This is a genomic window from Achromobacter arsenitoxydans SY8 (genome assembly GCF_000236785.1).
Classification (GTDB): domain Bacteria; phylum Pseudomonadota; class Gammaproteobacteria; order Burkholderiales; family Burkholderiaceae_B; genus Achromobacter; species Achromobacter arsenitoxydans.
The window spans coordinates 1-20,575 of record NZ_AGUF01000033.1 but is presented as its reverse complement, the minus strand read 5'-3'; the positions used below and the strand labels follow the sequence as shown (position 1 = coordinate 20,575).

The 20,575-nt window shown below is 67.4% G+C and carries 20 protein-coding genes; 12 read left to right on the top strand and 8 right to left on the bottom strand.

Annotation, left to right across the window (positions count from 1 at the left end):
- Positions 1-35: 35 nt before the first annotated feature.
- Positions 36-998 carry a LysR family transcriptional regulator gene (locus tag KYC_RS07530; protein ID WP_008160579.1) on the bottom strand — a complete coding sequence of 321 codons (963 nt, stop codon included), beginning with the start codon at positions 996-998 and terminating at the stop codon, positions 36-38.
- A gap of 124 nt (positions 999-1,122) precedes the next feature.
- On the opposite strand from KYC_RS07530, the gene KYC_RS07525 reads away from it, so the two are divergent.
- The 3 genes from KYC_RS07525 to KYC_RS07515 all read left to right on the top strand — a co-directional run bounded on the left by KYC_RS07525 (position 1,123) and on the right by KYC_RS07515 (position 3,813).
- Positions 1,123-2,016: an MBL fold metallo-hydrolase gene (locus KYC_RS07525; protein ID WP_008160577.1), complete on the top strand. Its 894-nt coding sequence runs from the start codon at positions 1,123-1,125 to the stop codon at positions 2,014-2,016.
- Between the two features lie 62 nt (positions 2,017-2,078).
- Complete coding sequence (locus KYC_RS07520; protein WP_043517839.1) at positions 2,079-3,056, top strand: Bug family tripartite tricarboxylate transporter substrate binding protein; 978 nt, start codon at positions 2,079-2,081, stop codon at positions 3,054-3,056.
- Positions 3,057-3,066: 10 nt separating this feature from the next.
- Entirely contained in the window at positions 3,067-3,813 is a 747-nt protein-coding gene (locus KYC_RS07515) for an alpha/beta fold hydrolase (RefSeq protein WP_008160572.1), read from the top strand.
- 36 nt (positions 3,814-3,849) lie between these two features.
- Here KYC_RS07515 and hpaI read toward each other — a convergent pair whose 3' ends face one another.
- From hpaI to KYC_RS07500, 3 genes are all read right to left on the bottom strand, one after another.
- A complete protein-coding gene (hpaI, locus tag KYC_RS07510) occupies positions 3,850-4,650 on the bottom strand; it encodes a 4-hydroxy-2-oxoheptanedioate aldolase (protein ID WP_008160570.1) in 801 nt (266 codons plus the stop codon).
- Positions 4,651-4,758: 108 nt separating this feature from the next.
- Positions 4,759-5,223, bottom strand: a complete 465-nt coding sequence (hpaR, locus tag KYC_RS07505) for a homoprotocatechuate degradation operon regulator HpaR (RefSeq protein ID WP_008160568.1) — start codon at positions 5,221-5,223, stop codon at positions 4,759-4,761.
- A gap of 98 nt (positions 5,224-5,321) precedes the next feature.
- Positions 5,322-5,963 carry a flagellar biosynthesis protein FlhF gene (locus KYC_RS07500; RefSeq protein WP_008160566.1) on the bottom strand — a complete coding sequence of 214 codons (642 nt, stop codon included), beginning with the start codon at positions 5,961-5,963 and terminating at the stop codon, positions 5,322-5,324.
- A gap of 416 nt (positions 5,964-6,379) precedes the next feature.
- Here KYC_RS07500 and radA point away from each other — a divergent pair, with 416 nt between their 5' ends.
- From radA to KYC_RS07485, 3 genes are all read left to right on the top strand, one after another.
- On the top strand, positions 6,380-7,741 hold the full coding sequence (radA, locus tag KYC_RS07495; RefSeq protein WP_008160564.1) for a DNA repair protein RadA: 1,362 nt from the start codon (positions 6,380-6,382) through the stop codon (positions 7,739-7,741).
- A 141-nt stretch (positions 7,742-7,882) separates the two neighbouring features.
- Positions 7,883-8,662 (top strand): sulfite exporter TauE/SafE family protein, encoded by a 780-nt coding sequence (locus KYC_RS07490; RefSeq protein ID WP_008160561.1) that lies wholly within the window; start codon positions 7,883-7,885, stop codon positions 8,660-8,662.
- 213 nt (positions 8,663-8,875) lie between these two features.
- Positions 8,876-9,100: a hypothetical protein gene (locus KYC_RS07485; RefSeq protein ID WP_008160558.1), complete on the top strand. Its 225-nt coding sequence runs from the start codon at positions 8,876-8,878 to the stop codon at positions 9,098-9,100.
- A gap of 164 nt (positions 9,101-9,264) precedes the next feature.
- Here KYC_RS07485 and KYC_RS07480 read toward each other — a convergent pair whose 3' ends face one another.
- The 3 genes from KYC_RS07480 to KYC_RS07470 form a co-directional block, all read right to left on the bottom strand.
- Positions 9,265-10,221 carry a 2-hydroxyacid dehydrogenase gene (locus KYC_RS07480; protein WP_008160556.1) on the bottom strand — a complete coding sequence of 319 codons (957 nt, stop codon included), beginning with the start codon at positions 10,219-10,221 and terminating at the stop codon, positions 9,265-9,267.
- 89 nt (positions 10,222-10,310) lie between these two features.
- Positions 10,311-11,282 (bottom strand): Bug family tripartite tricarboxylate transporter substrate binding protein, encoded by a 972-nt coding sequence (locus KYC_RS07475; RefSeq protein ID WP_008160555.1) that lies wholly within the window; start codon positions 11,280-11,282, stop codon positions 10,311-10,313.
- A 74-nt stretch (positions 11,283-11,356) separates the two neighbouring features.
- Positions 11,357-12,358: a Bug family tripartite tricarboxylate transporter substrate binding protein gene (locus KYC_RS07470; protein WP_043517852.1), complete on the bottom strand. Its 1,002-nt coding sequence runs from the start codon at positions 12,356-12,358 to the stop codon at positions 11,357-11,359.
- Positions 12,359-12,580: 222 nt separating this feature from the next.
- Between KYC_RS07470 and KYC_RS07465 the strand changes: the two genes are divergently transcribed.
- From KYC_RS07465 to garL, 5 genes are all read left to right on the top strand, one after another.
- Complete coding sequence (locus tag KYC_RS07465) at positions 12,581-13,510, top strand: dihydrodipicolinate synthase family protein (protein WP_008160553.1); 930 nt, start codon at positions 12,581-12,583, stop codon at positions 13,508-13,510.
- Between the two features lie 134 nt (positions 13,511-13,644).
- On the top strand, positions 13,645-14,400 hold the full coding sequence (locus KYC_RS07460; protein WP_008160551.1) for a FadR/GntR family transcriptional regulator: 756 nt from the start codon (positions 13,645-13,647) through the stop codon (positions 14,398-14,400).
- Between the two features lie 74 nt (positions 14,401-14,474).
- Complete coding sequence (locus tag KYC_RS07455) at positions 14,475-15,563, top strand: Ldh family oxidoreductase (protein WP_008160549.1); 1,089 nt, start codon at positions 14,475-14,477, stop codon at positions 15,561-15,563.
- Positions 15,564-15,647: 84 nt separating this feature from the next.
- Entirely contained in the window at positions 15,648-17,393 is a 1,746-nt protein-coding gene (gene araD, locus KYC_RS07450) for an L-arabinonate dehydratase (RefSeq protein WP_008160547.1), read from the top strand.
- A gap of 60 nt (positions 17,394-17,453) precedes the next feature.
- Positions 17,454-18,221 carry a 2-dehydro-3-deoxyglucarate aldolase gene (gene garL / locus KYC_RS07445; RefSeq protein WP_043517833.1) on the top strand — a complete coding sequence of 256 codons (768 nt, stop codon included), beginning with the start codon at positions 17,454-17,456 and terminating at the stop codon, positions 18,219-18,221.
- Positions 18,222-18,269: 48 nt separating this feature from the next.
- Here garL and lysA read toward each other — a convergent pair whose 3' ends face one another.
- Positions 18,270-19,499 (bottom strand): diaminopimelate decarboxylase, encoded by a 1,230-nt coding sequence (gene lysA / locus KYC_RS07440; protein ID WP_008160543.1) that lies wholly within the window; start codon positions 19,497-19,499, stop codon positions 18,270-18,272.
- Between the two features lie 112 nt (positions 19,500-19,611).
- Here lysA and KYC_RS07435 point away from each other — a divergent pair, with 112 nt between their 5' ends.
- The gene (locus KYC_RS07435; RefSeq protein ID WP_008160540.1) at positions 19,612-20,526 is read left to right on the top strand and encodes a LysR family transcriptional regulator; all 915 of its coding nucleotides are present in this window, start codon (positions 19,612-19,614) and stop codon (positions 20,524-20,526) included.
- Positions 20,527-20,575: the final 49 nt, after the last annotated feature.

The following is a 20,575-nucleotide window of genomic DNA, read 5'->3' as shown; positions in this document are numbered from 1 at the left end:
CCACCCGGCCGCAAACGCACCTTCGGGTGCGTTTTTCATTCCACGCTGTCCTGCAGCGCGCTGGCCTCGCCGCGCAGGGCATCCAGGAAGCGCGCCAGCGCGGGGGCGGGCTCCACGTGCGCGCGCTGCACCACGCCCACGGCCGGCAAACTCCAGTCCGGCTTGAACTTCAGGATGGCCAACACGCCCAGGTCGGCGTAGTGATGGGCGACCGCGCGCGGCATCGCCGCCAGCATGTCGGCCCCGCGCAGCAGGACTTCATTGGCCAGCAGCGACACGGATTCCGCGACCGGCGCCTGCAGGGCCAGGCCCTGCTGTGCGAAATAGGCGTCGATGCGCTGGCGCAGCGGCGCGTCCGGCGGCGGCAGGATCCAGTCCTGGCGGGCGAGGGCGGCGGCGGTGATGCGGGTGGAGCGCGCAAGGGGATGGCCCGTGCGCGCCACTACGCAGATCGGCTCGTCGTACAGCACCTCTGTCCGGAACATGGCCTGGGCCGCGCCCAGCATCAGCCGTCCCAGCACGCAATCCAGTTCGCCGCGGGCCAGGCTGGCCAGCAGGGCGTCGTGCGCGCCTTCCTGCAGCATGACGGTGACGCCGGGATGATCCAGCCGCATGCGCTGAATGGCGCGCGGCACCAGCACCGGCAGCGCCACCGGTTGCACCCCCACGCGGATGCGGCCGCGGGCGCCGGCGGCCAGCGCGGCGATCTCGTTCCTGGCCCCGGCCAGGTCGGCCAGCAACACGTCCGTCTTGCTCGCCAGCGCCTGCCCGAAGGCCGTGGGCGTGATGCCCCGCCGCGAGCGCACGAAGAGGGCCACGCCGAACATGTCTTCGAGCTCCAGCAGCAGCTTGCTGGCGGCGGGCTGCGTCATGCCCAGGCGGGCCGCGGCCTTGTGCACGCTTCCTAGCGTGTGCAGGGCCTGCAGCAAGTCCAGGTGACGCAGGCGCAGGCGTCCGCTGATGTGGCGCAGATCCGGAATGCGGGGGCTGGCGGGCATGGTTTCTGTGATTCCAATAGGTTTTCACAGCATTCTAATAATTGATCATTGGGTTCGCACTGCCTTCCTATACTGGCCTGGTGCTTCAAACCGATAGTCCGTTCCTGACCAAAGAGGGTTGCCGATGAAGATCACCATGCTGGGTACCGGAGCCGCCTTGCCGGATCCCGACCGTGCGCAGTCAGCCATTCTGCTGACGCTGGACGAGGACAGGCACTACCTGTTCGATTGCGGGGAGGGCGCCACGCGGCAGATGGTCCGCGCCAACGTCGACCCCGCCAAGGTGGGCTTCGTGTTCCTGACCCACTTGCACCACGACCACATCTGCGATTACCCCTATTTCGTCATTTCCAGCTGGATCCTCAACAAGGAAGGTTCGCCGCTGGTGCTGGGCCCGAAAGGCACGAAGCACTTCGTCGACCACCTGTTCGAGAACGGGGCCTACCACACCGACTTCCAGGCGCGCGCCGCCTATCCGGTGCGCCAGCGCAACCTGGAGGCGATGCGGCCCGAGGTGCGCGAGGTCAAGCCGGGCGTTGTGTTCGAGGACGACAAGGTTCGCATCTCGGTGGACTGGGTGGAGCACATTCCGCGCGATGTCTGCGAGTGCTTCGGCGTGCGCGTGGAGGCCGAGGGCAAGGTCATCGCCTTCAGCGGCGACACGGCGCCCTGTGAGGCGATGGTGCGGCTGGCCAAGGACGCCGACCTGCTTATCCACGAGTGCACCTTCCCGGAATCGTTCATCGCGCATCGCGCCAAGACCGGCGTGGGCACGTACGCCCACACCAGCCCGACCGACCTGGGCAAGATCGCGCGCGAGGCCAATGTGAAGAGCCTGGTGGCCACGCATTTCGGCCACTTCGATTCCACCAGCCCGGTGCTCAAGCGCGCGGCGGCCAAGCATCTGCCAGTCGACCTGATGGGCCCGCACCTGATGGACGAGATCGTGGCCGATATCCGCAAGAACTATTCGGGGCCGCTCCGCCTGGCGCACGACCTGATGCGCATCGACCTGTAGTTTCCGCGAAGACGCATGGCCGGCCGCCGGGCGCCGAAGCCCGCGCGGCCAGGGAGAATACGATGCCGTACCGATCTAGTGCCGTATCTGTCCTGCTTTTCATGGCCGCCGCCGCGACGGCGCCGGCAGCGTGGGCGCAGTATCCCGAACATCCCATCCGCGTGGTGCTGCCTTATGCGCCCGGCGCGGCAGGCGACATCGCCTTGCGGCAGATCCAGCCGCTGCTGGAAAAGCGCCTGGGGCAACCCGTGGTGGTGGATTACAAGACCGGCGCCGGGGGCAACATCGGCGCGCAGGACGTGGTGCGCGCCAAACCCGACGGCTACACGCTGGTGCTGGGCGCCACCAACAATTTCGTCATCAATCAGTTCCTGTACCGGAAGCTGGGCTTCGATCCGCTGGCCGACCTGGAGCCGGTGGGAAAGCTGGCGGATGTGCCGGCTTTCATCTACATCGGTGCGCAGGTGCCGGCGTCCGATTACGCGCAGTTCGTACGCTACGCGCGCGGCCAGGCCGGCAGGCTGAACTACGGATCGCCCGGCATGGGCACCACCCCGCATCTGTCGGGCTACCGCCTGTCCAAGGCCATGGGCGCAGACATGACGCACATCGCCTACCGGGGTTCGGCGCCCGGCGTGCAGGCCTTGCTCGCCAACGAAATCCAGCTCTATATCGGCGGCTACAGCATCGCGGCGGCCTACATGCCGCAGGGCAAGGTGCGCGCGCTGGCCGTCGCGGCGCCAGAACGGTTCGCCGCCTTGCCCGACGTGCCCACCGCGGCCCAGGCCGGCATGCCGGACGCCGTGCAGGGCAACTGGTGGGGCTTCGCCGCGCCCAAGGGCACGCCGCCTGACCGCATCGCGCGCTTTGCCGCCGTGCTGCACGACGTGCTGGGCCTGCCGGAGGTGCGGCAGGCCTACCTGGCCAACGGCTTTGTGCCGGGGCGGGATACCCCGGCCGAGTTCGGCGCAGCGTGGCAGCGGGAAGCAAGCGAGTGGCAATCCGTGGTGCGCGATTCCGGCGTGATCCTGGACAACTAGGAGGCGGGCCATGGAGTTCACACGGCGCGGATCCGGACGGCCCTTGTTCCTGCTGCACGGCTTCTGTTCTTCGTCGGCCATCTGGTGGAATTTGAGCGCCGCGCTGGCAGACGAGCACGACGTCATCGCACTTGATTGGCCGGGCTTTGGCCGCGGCGCGGCGGCTCCGGCGTTGCAGGGCCTGTCCGCTTACGCGCGGGCGGTACTGGCGCTGGCAGACCGCCTGGGCATCCACCGCTTCGACGTGCTGGGGCATTCGTTCAGCGGGTTCGTGGCGCAGCAACTGCTGTGCGACGCGCCGGCGCGGATCGGGCGCGCGGTGCTGTATGGCGCGGGGGCGCGCCTGGACCCTGCCGCCCGCTTCGAGCCCATCGACGCCACGCTGTCGCGCCTGAATGCGGAAGGGCCGCAGGCCACCGCGCAGCGCGTGCTGGCGACCTGGTTTCGGCAAGGGGAAGGGCACCCGGCGTACGCGGGCTGCCTGCGGGACGGCATGACCATGAGCTCGGCGGGCGCGGAGTCGATGATGACGGCGGTGCGGGACGTGGATTTCACCAAGGCGCTGGCAAGGGTGCGAGCGCCGGCGCTGGTGATCCTGGGCGAATACGAACGCAGCCATCCCTTGCCGTCGGCGCTGGCCTTGCGGTCGGCGTTGCCGCAGGGCAGCCTCTGCGTGCTGCCCGACAGCGGCCACGCCGCACATCTGGAATGTCCGTCCCTGTTCGAAGCCGCCGTACGCGCATTCTTGCGCGAATAGGGGCCTGGAAAGGCGGGCGCCGGCGACCCTTACGGCTTAGTACGGGCCCTTGCCCGCGGCGACCGTGGTCAGTTCCTTGAACTGTCCGGCCAGCGCTTCGGCCGCGCGCGCCAGCAGCACCGCGTCCACGCCTACCGCGACGAATGTCGCTCCCAGCGACAGGTAGTGTTTCGCCTGCGTCACGCCGCTGTGCAGGATGCCGGCCGCCTTGCCCGATCGAACGATGCGCGTGATGGCGTCGTCGATGGTCTTTTCGACCTCGGGGTGTTCCGGCTGGCCCAGGTAGCCCATGCTGGCCGACAGGTCGGCCGGGCCGATAAAGGCGCCGTCCACGCCGTCCACCGCCAGGATCTCGTCCAGCGCCTGGATGCCGCGCGGCGTTTCGATCTGCACCAGCACGCACATTTCGCCGTTGGCGCGTTCCAGATAGTTCGGGATGCGGTTCCAGCGCGACGAACGGGCCAGCGCGCTGCCCACGCCGCGGATGCCTTCGGGCGGATAGCGCACGGCCGCCACCGCGGCGGCGGCTTCCTCTGCCGACTGGACCATGGGCACCAGCAGCGTCTGCGCGCCGGTGTCCAGGATCTGCTTGATCTGGACGGGATCGTTCCAGGCCGGCCGCACCACCGGCGCCACAGGGTAGGCCGCCACAGACTGCAGTTGGGCGAGCGTCGAGTCCAGCGTGTTGGGGGCGTGCTCGCCGTCGATCAGCAGCCAGTCAAAACCGGCGCCCGCAAGGATTTCAGAGGTGTAGGCGCTGGCCAGGCCAGCCCACAGGCCAATCTGGGGCTTGCCGTCGCGCAATGCTTGCTTGAAGGTATTGGTCAGGATGTCCATGGACTCTACGGATCGCTCAGGGGTGGGGAATTCGGGTTCGCCGCCTGGCGCCCGCCGGAGCCGGCCGGGGCCGGACCAGCGCGATGCCGCCTGGGGCCGCGGGGGGGGTCACGGCTTGCCGGAATCGCGCGGTTCGGACGTGTCGCGCCGGATCAGGTCGACCATGGCGTCCACGTCGCGGTACAGGCGGTCCAGCAAGTCCTTGCCGATTTTTTCTTCGATTTCCTGGTACTTGGCATCCACCTGCGGGCGCATGCGGTCGATGAGCTTGTTGCTCTTGGCCGTCAGGGAAATTTCCTGACGGCGCTGGTCGGCGCTGGAGCGTGTGCGTTTGATCAGGCCTTGCTCTTCCATGCCGGCCAGCATGCGGGTCAGGCTGGGGCTGAGGATCTGGCAGCTGCGGGCGATCTGGTTGGGTTCCATCGAGCCCACGTCGCTCAGGGTGCGCAGTACCCGCCATTGCTGTTCCGTGACGCCGGCCGCCTGCAGGATGGGGCGGAAATGCGCCATCAGCGTCTCTCGCGCGTAGAGCAGCAAATGGGGAAGATTGCGGTGATGGAAGCTGGGGCTCATGGCGGCTATGTTAGCAAGAAGCCGCCGCGCCGATGGATGATTCCGGGGCCGCGAAGATGCGCGGGCAGGGCGGCCGGCCCCGGGGGGCCGGCCAGCCGTCAGGCCGGGTTCTGCCGGGACAGTTCCTGCAGATCGTCCGGCAGGGCCAGATCGGGGGCGCCACGCTGCAATTCGCGCAGCGCCTGCACGGCTTCCTCTTCGCGGTCGTTCACGATCAGGTTGCGGATCTGCGCCACGCGGGCCTCGATATCCTGCTCGGTGAACGCCACGACGGTTTGCGCCTGAGCGGCTTCGCCCTGCGCGCTTTCCGGAGCAGCCTCTTGCGTGGCGGCTTCAGGCGCGGCTTCGGTGGAAGCCTGGACGGCTGGCTCCTGGTTGGCCGCGGGCTCGGGTTGCAGCGCGACGACGCGGCGCAGGGTGACGGGTTGCGCATCCGATGCGACCGCTTGCGGCGCGGGGGGCGTGTCAGCGCCAGGCACGACTTCCGGGGGCGGGATCAACTGCGCGCTCAGGTCGGGGAGATCGGCGGCCTCGCGCATGTCGGTCCAGGCGAACAGGCCCGCGACCATCACGGCGCAGGCCAGCGCGCCCCAGCCGGGATGCCAGCTGTGGCCCGGGTGCCATCTGCGGCGCACGGCTGCGTCCAGTTCGGGATTGGCGCCGGGGCCGGGTTTGCGATACAGGGCGCGCAGATCCCGCTCATCGTCTTCGTCAAAAGGGGGGCGATAGGTAATGCTCATGCGCGTACTCCTCGCGCCTACGCCGGGTGGTTCGACGTATCCGCGTTTGACCTCTGCGTGCGCCGCGCCGGTGGTCCGGCGATCTCGTCGTGGCTCGGGTCTAGTTCCGGTTTAGGCGGCCTGGTGAAAGGCCGCGGGGTGATTGCGCCGCGATTCCCCACGTTACGCGCCTGGCCGGCGTTTGGCGTGGAGTATGCCGTCCTGGACTGGGCGGTTCGACAATGCGTTGCACTTCCCGATTATGCGCGATTTGTCCGGATCCAGCAGGAAATTTCTTGTGATTGCATCATGTAACTGGGCGATGTCCCTTTTTATGAAAGCAAAATGAAAGACTCGCGCGCCGGGCCGGCGCGCCAGGGACCGAAAACGAGCGCGGACGCGTACTGCGCTATCGCGTTGCCGGTAAACTTTCGCGCATGGCCAAATCCCGAACCGTATATGTGTGCGCCGACTGCGGCGGCACCACCCCGAAGTGGCAGGGTAAATGCCCGCATTGCAACGCCTGGAACACGCTTGAAGAAACGGTCGAGTCCTCGGCGGCGGCTGCGTCCAACCATCGCTACGCGCCGCTCGCGTCATCCAGCCCCGTGCGCAGCCTGTCCGAGATCGAGGCGCGCGAAACGCCCCGCCAGCCTACCGGCCTGGAAGAATTCGACCGCGTACTGGGCGGCGGCCTGGTGGCCGGCGCCGTGGTGCTGATCGGCGGCGATCCGGGTATCGGCAAATCGACGCTGCTGCTGCAGGCCCTGGCCTCGCTGTCCGAAACCACCAACGTGCTGTATGTCACCGGCGAGGAATCCGCCGAACAGGTCGCGCTGCGCGCGCGGCGGCTCGGCTTGCAGACGGGCAATGTCAATCTGCTGGCCGAGATCCGCCTGGAAGCCATTCAGGCTGCGGTCTCCGAGCAAAAACCCACGGTCGCGGTGATCGACTCCATCCAGACGCTCTATAGCGGCGAGCTCAGCGCCGCGCCGGGCTCGGTGTCGCAGGTGCGCGAATGCGCGGCGCAGCTCACCCGGCTGGCCAAGCAGACCGGCATCGCCATCGTCATGATCGGCCACGTCACGAAAGACGGCGCGCTGGCCGGCCCGCGCGTGCTCGAGCACATCGTGGACACGGTGCTGTACTTCGAAGGCGACACGCATTCGTCGTTCCGGCTGGTGCGCGCCTTCAAGAACCGTTTCGGCGCGGTCAATGAACTTGGCGTCTTCGCCATGACGGACCGCGGCCTGCGCGGCGTGGCCAACCCTTCCGCGCTGTTCCTGTCGCAACATGAACAGCAGGTCGCGGGTTCGTGCGTGATGGCCACGCAAGAGGGCACGCGCCCGCTCCTGGTCGAAATCCAGGCGCTGGTGGACAGCTCGCACGCGCCCAATCCACGGCGCCTGACGGTGGGCCTGGAAGGCAACCGCCTGGCCATGCTGCTGGCGGTGCTGCACCGGCATGCGGGCGTGTCCACCTTCGACCAGGACGTCTTCGTCAATGCCGTGGGGGGCGTGCGCATCACGGAACCGGCGGCGGATCTGCCGGTGCTGCTTGCCATCATGTCTTCGCTGCGCGACCGGCCCTTGCCGCGCGGCCTCATCGCATTCGGCGAGGTCGGCCTGGCCGGCGAGATCCGGCCCGCGCCGCGCGGCCAGGAACGCCTGCGCGAAGCCGCCAAGCTTGGATTCTCGATTGCCCTGATCCCCAAGGCCAATGCGCCGCGTCAGCCCATTGAAGGGCTGGAGATCTGGGCCGTGGACCGGCTGGACGGAGCGCTCGACAAGCTGCGCTGACCGCTTGCGGCGTCCCGGCCATTACGCGCCGGTCGCGTCGCCCAAGGACCGCTTTGCCAGGACCGGCCGCGGGCGTAACATGCCTGCCTTTCAACGACTGATCGCCCCGGCCCCGGCTGGCGGGGCCTGCTGGAGCAAGACGTGAGTCTGTTTGTTATCGCCGCATGCCTGGCCGCCGGCGGCCTGATCGGCTTCATGGGCGGCGTGCTGGGTATCGGAGGCGGGCTGATCGCCATTCCCGCGCTGGTGCTCCTGATGGGAATGTCGCAGCAGCTTGCGCAGGGCACGGCGCTCATCATGGTCCTGCCGACCATCATGATGGCGGTGCGCAAGTACAACCAGCAGACACGCATCGACAAGCGCGTGGCCCTTGCGGGCGCGGCGGGAGCCGTGGTGTTCACGTGGGTGGGCGCGCAGATGGCGCTGGGCATCGACTCCAGCCTGCTGCGCCGCAGCTTCGCGGTGTTCCTGTTTTTCATCGCGCTGTTCTATGTATGGCAGACGTGGCGCGAGTCGCGTCCCGCCGCCCGCCGCGCGCAGGCCCCCAAGCGCGAAGCGCCCGTCTTCACGCCGCGCCGCGCAAGCGTGCTGGGCATGCTGTGCGGCACGCTGGGGGGCTTCTTCGGCGTGGGCGGCGCGGTGCTGGCCGTGCCCATCATCACGTCTGTCTTCCGGTTGCCGCAGACCACCGCGCAGGCCCTTGCGCTGAGCATGGTGATCCCGGGCTCCACGATCGCGCTGATCACCTACACCTGGGCGGGACAGGCCAACTGGATGGTGGGCGCGCCGCTTGCCATCGGCAGCCTGGTGTTCGTGCCCATCGGCGTAAAGCTTGCGTACCGCCTGCCTGAACGCAAGCTGAGAGCCTGCTTCGCGGCGATGCTGTTCGCAACCGTTGCGCTGCTGGTGTTCGAAAGCTGAACCGCTGGCTGACAGGCGGCTGACGTTCGCAACGCGTTGCGATGGCATCGCCCGACGTCCGACATTTCTCCAACTGTTAGCGGCAGAAAATTTATGGTTCCGCGTTGAACCTTCTGAACGTCGTGGCTTCAAACGGGGTACGGGCCCAGCGGCGATGTTGCCGCCCCGTATCGGCAAAAGGCCTTTGGCCTTCACCATTCAGGAGTTCACGAAATGACGACTCACTCCCGCATTGCAGCGTTTCTTTCCACCTCGGCCCTGTGCCTCGGCCTTGCCGCCGCGCCTGCGGCGTTCGCGGCCGGCGCCGCCAAGTCCGGCGAAACCAAGACCCAGGCGCAGCACAAGCACCATAAATCGGACAAGACCTCCGCCAAGCATGCGGCGGACAAGTCCGGAGCCAAGATGGACAAGTCCGGCGCCACGACGCCAGCGAAATAATCGCGACGGGCGGCGACGCCCAAGTTCCTTTGCGCAAAGCAGACTGCCGGATCACGCGGGGGCCGGAAAGTCGAAAGCCTCTCGGTATGGGCGCCGAGAGGCTTTTTTATTTCCGCGGCGCGGCTGTGCGCGGCCGCGGATGAGCCAGCCTTGCGGCTCAGGCGTTACTCGACAGGCGTGATCACGCGGCCGGTCGCAAAGAACGATTCCAGGTTTTCCAGCATCATGTTTTCCATGGCGAGGCGCGTTTCCTCGGTGGCGCTGCCGATGTGCGGCAGCAGCACGGCCTTGTCGCTCTTGATCAGGGCTTCGGGCACCTTGGGTTCGTGCTCGAACACGTCGAGGGCGGCGCAGCCCAGCTTGCCGGCTTCCAGCGCGGCTACCAGCGCAGCCTCGTCGATGACCGGGCCGCGCGCGATGTTGACGATGATGCCCTTGGGGCCCAGGGCCTCAAGCACCTCGCGGTTCACCAAGTGGCGCGTGCTGGGGCCGCCGACCGTGGCCACGATGAGGAAGTCGGCCCACTTGGCCAGATCCGTCAGCGAGGCCTCGTAGCCGTACGTGACGTCGTCGCGCTTTCTGCGGTTGTGATAGCGCACGTCCATGTCAAAGCCCGTGCCGCGCTTGGCGATGGCTTCGCCGATGCGCCCCAGGCCCACAATGCCCAGCTTCTTGCCGCTGACGCGCAGGCCCAGCGGAATGCTGCCATGCACCTGGCCCCACTGGCCGGCGCGCACGAAACGTTCGCCCTGACCCATGCGGCGTGCGCCGGCGATCAGAAGGCCCCAGGCCAGGTCCGCAACGCAATCCGTCAGCACGTCCGGCGTATTGCTGACCAGCACGCCGCGCTTGCGGGCGGCCTCGACGTCGATGGTTTCGTAGCCCACGCCCCAACTGCAGATGGCCTTCAGGTCGGGCAGGGCGTTGATCAATTCCGCGTTGGCGCCGAAGTTGGCCGACGTGACGACGGCGGTGACGCCCTTGCCGTGCTCGGCCAGCGCGGCCTTGCGGTCCGGGTGCTTCCACAGTTCGATGACGTCGTAGCCGTCGGCCAGCCGCTGGTTGGCGGAAGGAGAGCCGGCCAGCGAGCCGACCTGGATGATGCGTTGCTTGGTGGTCATGTTGTCGTACGGTTGGGTGGCGAAGGCTTCATGCTACTTGATTCAGGCTTCAAGAAAGGGGATGCCCGAGGCCGGGCATCCCCATCCGCTTACTCAAGCTGGATGTTCGCTTTCTGGATGACGTCCTTCCAGCGCTTGACCTCGGCCTGCTGGAATTCGGCGAATTGCTGCGGCGTGTTGGCCACCACTTCGAAGCCCAGGCCTTGAAGCGTCTTTTGGGTCTGCGGGTCGCGCAGGGTGGTGCGCAGGGCGTCGGCCAACTTTTCCACGACGGCCGGCGGCGTGCCCTTGGGCACGGCGAAACCCTGCCACGAATACACCACCATGTCCTTGATGCCGGCTTCGGCCAGCGTGGGCACGTCGGGCAGGTCCGGCGCACGCGCGTCGCCCGTGATGGCCAGCGCCTTGAGCTTGCCCGCCTTGATGTGGTTTTGCACCGCGCCCAGGTTCTGGAAGGACACATTGACCTGTCCGCCGATCAGGTCGGCGATCGCCGCGCCGCCGCCCTTGTACGGAACGTCTACGCCCGTGCTCTGCGTGCGCTGGCGGAACAGCACCGCTGACAGGTGGTCGGAGGAACCCGTGCCCGATGACGCGTACGAGACCCTGCCGGGATTCTTCTTCGCGTAGTCGACCAGTTCGGCGACGTTGTTGGCGGGAAAGGACGTGGCCGCGACCAGCACGTTGGGGTTGCGGACCGCCTGCGTCAGATAAGCAAAATCCTTGCTGGGGTTGTAGGCCAGGTTCTTGTACAGGGCCTCGTTGATGGCGAAGGTGCCGATCGAGCCGACCATCATCGTGTAGCCGTCGGGCGTGGAGCGGGCCAGCGCCTGCGCGCCGATGGCGCTGTTGGCCCCGGGCTTGTTCTCGACCACGAAGGTCTGCCCCAGGATCTTGGACAGCCCGGGCGTGACCGAGCGCGCGGTGATGTCGGACGACCCGCCTGGCACGAAGGGAACGATCATGGTGACGGGCTTTTCGGGGTAACCGGCGGCCTGGGCCGCCGGCGCTCCAAGCACGATGGCGCCCGCCGCGACTACGGCGCTGATCAGTTTGTTCATGGTGTCTCCTGGTTCGCGTGATGATGAAGAGCCCGCCGTCCACGCGTTGCGGACGGGCCCGGATCAACGCCGGGTCAATCGACCTTGGCGCCGGATTTCTTCACAACGTCGGCCCATTTGACGGTTTCCTGGGCCATGAACTGCTTGAACTGAGCGGGGGTGTTGCCGGACGGCGTGGCGCCCTGCGCCTGAAGCTGGGCGCGCACCGACTCCTGCTGCAGGGCGGCGGCGACATCGCGCTGGATCTTCTGGACGATGTCCGCGGGCGTGCCGGCAGGGGCCAGCAGCCCGAACCAGCTGGACGCCTCATAGCCCTGGACACCGGCCTCGGCCATCGTGGGCACGTCGGGCAGGGCGGGCGAGCGGCTGGCGGTGGTCACGGCCAAGGGACGCAGCTTGCCGCCCTTGATGAAGCCCATGGACGAAGGGAGGTTGTCGAAGATCAGGTCGGCCGATCCGGCCATCACGTCGGTCAGCGCCGGACTGCTGCCCTTGTAGGGCACATGGGTCATGCGCGTGCCCGTCATGGTCTGGAACAGTTCGCCCGACAGATGCGTGGAGGTGCCGTTGCCGGTGGACGCCATGTTGACGCTGGCGGGGTTGGCCTTCAGGTATTTGATCAGGTCCGCCACCGTGCGGATGCCGTGCTTGTCGGCGAAGGCCGGATTCAGTTCCAGGATGTTCGGCACGGGGATCACCAGCGTGACGGGCACGAAATCCTTGACCGGGTCGTACGGCAGCTTGGCGTATACGGATTGGTTGATGGCGTGCGTGCTGACCGTGCCCATCAGCAGCGTGTAGCCGTCCGGCGTGGCGCGCGCGGCTTCCGCGGAGCCCACGTTGCCGCCGGCGCCGGCCTTGTTGTCCACCACCACGGACTTCTTCCAGCTCTTGCCCAGTTCGGCCGCCACCACGCGCGCGGCGATGTCGGCGGTGCCGCCGGCAGGGAAGGGCACGATGATCTTCACGTCGCGATCGGGATAGTCCGCCAGGGCCGGCGCGGCCGGCAGGATAAAGGCGGTGGCCGTCAGCAGGGCGGCCGCGATGAACCGGCCTCGCGCAGGGGCTGCATGCATGGAATTCGTCTCCTCGGTGTGCGCGTGGCCGCGCATCGTTTCTGGGGGTATTCCGCTCCCGGCGTGCCGGAAGCCTTGACGCCGCAGAACGCCGCGGGCGCCCTGCGAATGTGCTGCCGATCTACTTGTAAAACAAATATAGGTATTGAGCTATAGCTTGTCAACCAAGTATACTTTTTGGACCCTACTTATCTGACAACCGCACCAGCCAGGAGCCCGCCCATGAAAACCACCCCGGTCACCGCCCAGGACCTGCAGCGTTCGGTCATTGCCGTGCCGCCCCTGGCCCGCAATGCCGACCTGTCCCTGAACGAGGCCGCCAACAAGGCGCTGCTCGGGCACCTGGAAGCGGGCGGCGTGCGCAACGTCATGTACGGCGGCAATGCCAACTTCTACAACGTGGGCGTGAGCGAATACGCGCGCATCGTGGACATGCTGGCGGGATTGGCCGGCGCGGACACGTGGATCCTGCCGTCCGTGGGCCCCGACTACGGCAAGATGATGGACCAGGCCGAGATCCTGCGTTCGCGTCCGTTCCCCACGGCGATGCTGCTGCCCATGTCCTTTCCGTACACCGACGCCGGCCTTGCCGACGGCGTGCGCCGCTTCACGGACGCGCTGGGCAAGCCCGCCGTGGTCTACATCAAGTCGGCCGACTACCTTGCGCCGGGAACCGCGGCGCTTCTGATCGAAGAAGGCCGCATCGCCGGCTTCAAGTACGCGGTCGTGCGCGACGACCCCAGCCAGGACGCCTATCTGTCGGCCCTGTTGCAGGCCGTGGACTCGCGCTGGATCGTCAGCGGCATCGGCGAACGCCCGGCCATCGTGCACTACCGCGACTTCGGCCTCAAGAGCTTCACGTCGGGCTCGGTGTGCGTGGCGCCGCGCGGTTCGATGCGCTTGCTGCATCTGCTGCGCGACGGCCGCTACGACGAAGCCGAGGCCGTGCGCCAACACTATCTGGGCCTGGAAGACTGCCGCGACGGCATAAGCCCCATCCGCGTGCTGCACGACGCGGTGACCCTGGCGGGCGTGGCCGACATGGGACCGATGCTGCCGCTGCTGACCGGCATCTCCAGCGCCGAGCGCGAGCGCGTCGCGCCCGTCGCCCGTGCACTGGCGGCCTGGGACCGCGAAGCCGTAGCGGCTTGAGCGCCCGCGCCGCGCCGGCTGCGCAATGACGGTACGATGAGCGCTGTCCGCGCATCGCCGGCAGCGTCTCGGGGCCTGTCCCGCCGCCCGGACAGGCCCTATTTCGAGGAGGTTACGTGGCCCGACCCAAACCATTGCCCCAGCCCGCGCCGCAGGCGCCCGCCGAGCCGGATGCGCCCGGCGCGCTGGTGCTCGAGCGCGGACACCGGGTTCGGCTAGCGGATCAGCTCTACGGACAGATCTTCGAACAGATCGTGTCCGGCGCGCTCAATGTCGGCGACAAACTGCCGTCCGAAAACGAAATATCCGAACGCTCCGGCGTGTCGCGGCCCGTGGTGCGCGAAGCGCTGCTGCGCCTGCGCGCCGACGGGCTCATCACCGCGCACCAGGGCCTGGGCACCTTCGTCAGCCATCAGCCCGCGCCGCGCCTGAAGACCTTCAACGACGTGCAGAACGTCAGCGCCTATCTGCGGGCGCAAGAAGTCCGGGTGGCGCTCGAGGGCGACGCCGCGAGGCTGGCGGCCCTGCGCCGCACCGACGAGCAGCTTGCCAGGATTGCCGATGCGCACGCGGCCTTTGCCGACACCCTGGCGCGCGGACAGGTGTCCGCCGAGGCGGACCTGGCGTTCCACGCCAGCATCGCCGAGGCCAGCGGCAACGACTTCTATTTGGGCGTGCTGGAAAGCATCCACGAATCCATCAGCGGCTTCATGCGCCTCACGCTGAACCTGACGCGCACGGGCTCCCGGCAGCGCGCGCAGCGCGTCGTGGACGAGCACGCCACCATCCTGGACGCCATCCGCGAACAGGACGGCGAACGCGCCCGCGTCGCCATGCAATTTCATCTGGGCCAGGCCCGGCACCGGCTGGTCGACCGCGATCGCGACTGACGCCCGTTCCCGGCACGCCAAGACAAACCAAGGACAACAGGAGAGAGACAGTGCAAGGGAAAGGAGCGAGCGCCGTGGCTGTGCCGGTGGAACAGGTGCGCGAACAGATTCTGCAGGTGCTGATGGCCTGGGGCATGGCCGAGGACCTCGCGCACACGACGGCGGGCCTGATGGCGCGCACCGATCTGCTGGGCATAGATTCGCACGGCATTTCCATGCTGCCCTCGTACGAGGAAAAGTGGCGGGCGGGATCGCTGCGGCTCGACGCGCGCGCCCGGATCGTGCGCGACGGCGGCGCCAGCGCGCTGATCGACGGCATGGGCGGCCTGGGCTATCCGGTCGCCGCGCTGGCCATGAACCTGGCGGTGGACAAGGCCCTGGAGCATGGCGTGGGCGCGGTGTCGGTCTGCAACTCGCATCACTTCGGCGCGGCGGGCGTGTACGCGCGCATCGCCGTGGAGCGCGGCGTGGTCGGGCTGGTCACCAGCAGCGCCAACGGCGTCATCATGGTGCCCACGCGCGGCGCGATGCCCATGCTGGGCACCAATCCCATCGCCTTCGGCGCGCCCGCCGCCTACAACGAGCCTTTCCTGTTCGACATGGCGACGACGACCGTCGCCGCCAACAAGGTCAAGGTCTATGACTTCCTGGGCAAACCGCTGCCGCCGGGATGGGCGGTGGACGGGCAGGGCGCTGCGGTCACGGATGCCGATGCCGCCATGCAGTTCATCTTCAAGCGTCCGGAAGGCGGCCTGACGCCGCTGGGCGGCACGCCCGCCATGAGCAGTCACAAAGGCTACGGGCTGGCGATGATGGCGCAGATCCTGGGCGGCACGCTCAGCGGCAGCGCCTTCGCCGCGCGGCGCGCGCCGACGCGCCGTCCCGGCGAGCCCGACGACGTGGGGCATTTCTTCCTGGCCTTGAATCCTGACGCCTTCCGCGCAGCCGGTTCGTTCGAATCCGACATGGACGACATGATTGACGCCCTGCACGATACGCCGCCGGCCAATCCGGAAGAACCGGTGCTGGTGGCGGGCGAGCCCGAAGCCGCCGAGCGCGCGCGCCGGCTGCGTGCTGGCATCCCCATTCCCGCCGCCCTGGCGGACCGCTTGCGCGGCATCTGCGAGCGCGCTGGCACGCCTTATCTGCTGGATCCGGCCTGACCGATTTTTTCGGATTGGACCCGCGCAGGGCTTCTTATAGTATTGATGGTCACAGACCCCGCCACAGAGCAGAGGACGCGAGACATGAGCAATTCCGACAAGCGCAGGAAGCCTGAAGATCTGCGCAGCCATCGCTGGTACGGCGTGAAAGACCTGCGGTCCTTCGGCCACCGTTCGCGCACGGCGCAGATGGGCTATCACCGCTCCGATTACGCCGGCAAGCCGGTGATCGCCATCATCAACACCTGGAGCGACATCAACCCCTGTCACAGCCATTTCAAGCAGCGCGTCGAAGAGGTCAAGCGCGGCATCTGGCAGGCGGGTGGGTTTCCGGTGGAAATGCCCGCGATGAGCCTGTCCGAACCCTTCCAGAAGCCCACGACGATGCTCTATCGCAACCTGCTGGCGATGGAAACGGAAGAACTGCTGCGCTCCTATCCCGCCGACGGCTGTGTGCTGATGGGCGGTTGCGACAAGACCACGCCGGCGCTCGTCATGGGCGCCGTGTCGATGGACCTGCCCACGATCTTCGTGCCGGCGGGCCCCATGCTGCGCGGCAACTGGAACGGCAACACGCTGGGGTCGGGTTCCGACACCTGGAAGTACTGGGCGGAGCTGCGCGCCGGCAATATCACCGAGGAAGACTGGCAGGGCGTGGAAGACGGCATCGCGCGGTCTCCCGGTCATTGCATGACGATGGGCACAGCGTCCACCATGACCAGCGCCGTCGAGGCGCTGGGCCTGTGCCTGTCGGGCGCGTCGTCCATTCCCGCGCCGGACTCGCGCCACGCGCAGATGGCCAGCCTGACCGGCAAGCGCATCGTCGAGATGGTCTGGGAAGACCTGAAGCCGTCGGACCTGCTGACCGCCGCTTCCTACGACAACGCGGTGCGCACTGTGCTGGCGCTGTCGGGGTCCACGAACGCCGTGGTGCACCTGATCGCCATGGCGCGGCGCAGCGGCTTCGGGCTGGACCTGGACCGCTTCGATCATCTGGCGCGCACCACGCCGGTCCTGGCCAACCTGCGTCCGGCGGGCAAGTACCTGATGGAAGATTTCTACTACGCGGGCGGCCTGCGCGCGCTGCTGGTGCAGTTGGGAGACCTGCTGGACACATCGCAGCGGACAGTCGACGGGCGCACATTGGGCGAGAACATCGCGGGCGCGCGCATTTTCAACGAAGACGTGATCCGGCCGCGCGCGCAGGCGCTGATCGAACGCGACGGGCTGGCGGTCCTGCGCGGCAACCTGGCGCCCGACGGCGCGGTGATCAAGCCGCCCGCCATGGAAGCGCGCCTGCAGGTCCACACAGGCCGGGCGGTCGTCTTCAAGGACTACAACGACATGGCCGCGCGCATCGACGATCCGGACCTGGACGTGGACGCCGACAGCGTCATCGTGCTGCAGAACGCCGGCCCGCAAGGCGCGCCCGGCATGCCTGAATGGGGCCAACTGCCCATTCCGCAAAAGCTGCTGAAAGAGGGCGTACGCGACATGGTGCGCATATCGGATGCGCGCATGAGCGGCACCAGCTACGGGGCCTGTGTCCTGCACGTCGCGCCCGAGGCCTATGTCGGCGGGCCGCTGGCGCTGGTGCGGGATGGCGATCTGATTGCGCTGGACGTGCCGGCGCGGCGCCTGCAACTGATGATCTCCGACGCCGAACTGGCCGGGCGGCGCGCCGCGTGGCAGACGCCGCCGCCGCGCTTCGAGCGCGGCTACGGCGTGCTGTATCTCAAGCACATCGGCCAGGCGGACACCGGCTGCGATTTCGATTTTCTTCAGAGCGAGACGCGGGTCGAATCCGCGGGCGAGCCTGAAATCCACTGACCGGCAGTGCCGCGCGTCGCGCCCGGCACTGCTTCTGTTTTCCCAGACAAGAAGGCGGCAATGAACTCACCTCTACCCAACCGTTTCCGGCAACGCATCCTGGCTCGCGAACGGCTCATCGGATTCTGGATGTGCATGTCCAGCCACATCACCGCAGAACTCGTCGGGCTTGCGGATTTCGACTGGCTGCTTCTGGACGGCGAACATTCGCCCAACGAGGTGCCGATGTTCCTGCAGCAGCTCCAGGCCCTGCAGGGCAGCGCCAGCGCCGCCGTGGGCCGTCCGTCGTGGAACGACCCTGTCCAGATCAAGCGCCTGCTGGATATCGGCTTCTACAACCTGTTGATCCCCTTCATCGAATCCGAAGAGGACGCGCGCCGCGCGGTGGCCGCCACGCGCTATCCGCCGCAAGGCATGCGAGGCGTGGCGGGCGCGCAGCGCAGCAACCGCTACGGCACGGTGCCCGACTACCTGCAGACGATCAACGACAACATCTGCGTGCTGCTGCAGATCGAAAGCCGGCCGGGAATCGAGGCGGTGGACGAGATCGCGTCCGTCGAAGGCGTGGACGGCGTGTTCATCGGCCCGTCCGATCTGGCCGCGGCCCTGGGCCACATCGGCAATCCCAACCACCCCGAGGTGCAGGAAACGATCCGCCACCTGCACCAGCGCGTGTCGGCGGCCGGCAAGGCTGTGGGCATCCTGGCGCCCGTGCACGCCGATGCGCGCCGTTACCTGGACATGGGCATGCACTTCGTGGCCGTCGGGACCGACCTGGGGGTGTTCAAACAGGCGACGTTTGCGTTGAGGGAAGCGTTCCCAACCTGACCCTTCGCGTGTCAGACACCTTGCGTGTCTGACACCGGCAAACTTGACTCAATCCTCCAACGCCAGCAGCTCCGCCACCGTCTGCCGCCGGCGAATCACCCGCGCCTCGCCCTTGTCCAGCAACACCTCCGGCGCGAGCGGGCGGCTGTTGTAGTTCGAGGACATCGACGAGCCATAGGCGCCCGCGTTATGCAAGACCAGGAAGTCGCCGATGCGCGGCTGCGGCAGCATCTGGTCGGACATGACGCCGCCTTCATTCTGGGTGAACACGTCGCCCGATTCGCACAGCGGGCCGGCCACGGCAATGCGCGTCTGCGCGCCTTGCGGCTCGCTGCCATCCGGCGCGTGCACCGAGATCCTGTGATAGCTGCCGTACATGGCGGGGCGCATCAGATCATTGAAGCCCGCGTCGACCAGCGCAAAATCGCGCTCGGGACGCCGGTTGATGGAATGGACTTCCGACACCAGGACGCCGGACTCGGCAACCAGGAACCGGCCGGGTTCGATCTCCAGCCGGATGTCGTGGCCCAGGTGCGCGGCGATGCGCTTGCGGGCCGCGTCCCATTGCTCGAAGTAATGGTCGCAGTCGATGCGCGGTTCGCCGTCGCGGTAGGGAATGGACAAGCCGCCGCCGGCCGAGATGGCCTCGATGTCGTGGTCCAGGGACTTCACCACGTCCACCATCGCGTCGCACACGCTGGACAGGTGGCCGTAGTCGACGCCAGAGCCGATGTGCATGTGGATGCCCACCAGCTTGAGGCCGTGGCGGCGCACGATGGAGACGGCTTCGGCCACGTCGTCGATCCAGATGCCGTGCTTGCTTTGGGGGCCGCCGGTATTGGTCTTGTTGCTGTGGCCATGCCCGAAGCCCGGATTGATGCGCAGCCACACGCGATGGCCCGGCGAAGCCTGGCCCACGCGGGCCAGCATGTCCAGCGATCCGGCATTGACCGTGATGCCGTGCTTGAGCACGGTGGCGAGCGTGGCGTGGTCGATCAGGTCCGCGGTGAAGACGATGCCTTCGGGTTCGCTGCGCGGCTGGAAGCCGGCGGCCAGGCTGCGTTCGATCTCGCCCAGGGATACCGCATCGACAACCACGCCTTCCGATCGCATGAGGCGCAGGATATGCAGGTTGGAGCACGCCTTCTGGGCGTAGCGGATCGTGTCGAAGCGGCGAAGTTGCGCGATGCGGTCGCGGATGACGGCGGCGTCGTACACCCAGAGCGGCGTGCCGTGCTGGGCGGCGAGTTGGGTGAGCTGGCGCGGATCGAAGGCCATGGCGTGTTGAACCTTGTTGGAATGAGGCAAAGGCGGCATGATGCCCCAGCGTTGTCATCCAGTAAAATGCTTAGATGTCCGGGATCAATTCATTTCTGATATGGGATAAGCGATGCTGACACACCGGCACATCGAAGTCTTCCGCGCCATCATGATCGCCGGCAGCGTGACCAAGGCGGCCGATCTGCTCAGCACGTCCCAGCCGACGGTAAGCCGCGAGCTTGCCCGCATGGAGCAAACGATAGGCTTTGCCCTGTTCGAGCGTGTCGCGGGCCGCTTGCGGCCCACCATGCCGGCGCTGGCGCTGTTCGAAGAGGTCCGGCAGTCCTATGCCGGCCTGGAGCGCGTGGCGTCCGCCGCCGCCCGTTTACGGGCTTTCCGCGAGGGGCAGCTATCGGTGATCGCCTTGCCGGCGTTCTCGCATTCCATCCTGCCGGACGCGTTCCAGCGCTTTCATGGCCGCCATCCCGGCGTGAGCCTGTCGGTGGAAACGCAGGAATCGCCCATGCTGGAAGAGTGGCTGACCGCGCAGCGTTATGACCTGGGCCTGACCGAACACGATGCTGCGCCCGCCGGTACGCGGGTTGAACTGCTGCTGCAGGTGGACGAAGTGTGCGTCCTGCCGGAAGGTCACCCGCTCTTGGCCCGCGTGGCCATCGGTCTGGCCGACTTCGAAGGGCAGGCCTTTGTCAGCCTGTCCGCCAGCGATCCCTACCGCATCCAGATCGACGAGGCGTTCGCCGAGGCGGGCGTGCTGCGGCGGTCCATCGTGGAAACGCCTACCGCCGTGTCCGTCTGCACCTTCGTGCGCCAGGGCTTGGGGCTGGCGATCGTCAACCCGCTTACCGCGCTGGATTTTGCGGGGCGCGGGTTGCATATCCGGCCATTGACGCGATCGTTCCCGTTTCGAGTCAATGTCGTATTTCCGGAGCACCGGCCTGGCAACCCGCTGGTCGGCGCGTTCATGACGTCTCTGCGCGACGCCGCCCGCGCCATCCAGGACCGGCTTGCAGCGGGGCAGGGATAGGCCGGGTAGTCTCCGAGCAACAAGTTCCAGACAACAAAAAAGGATGCCC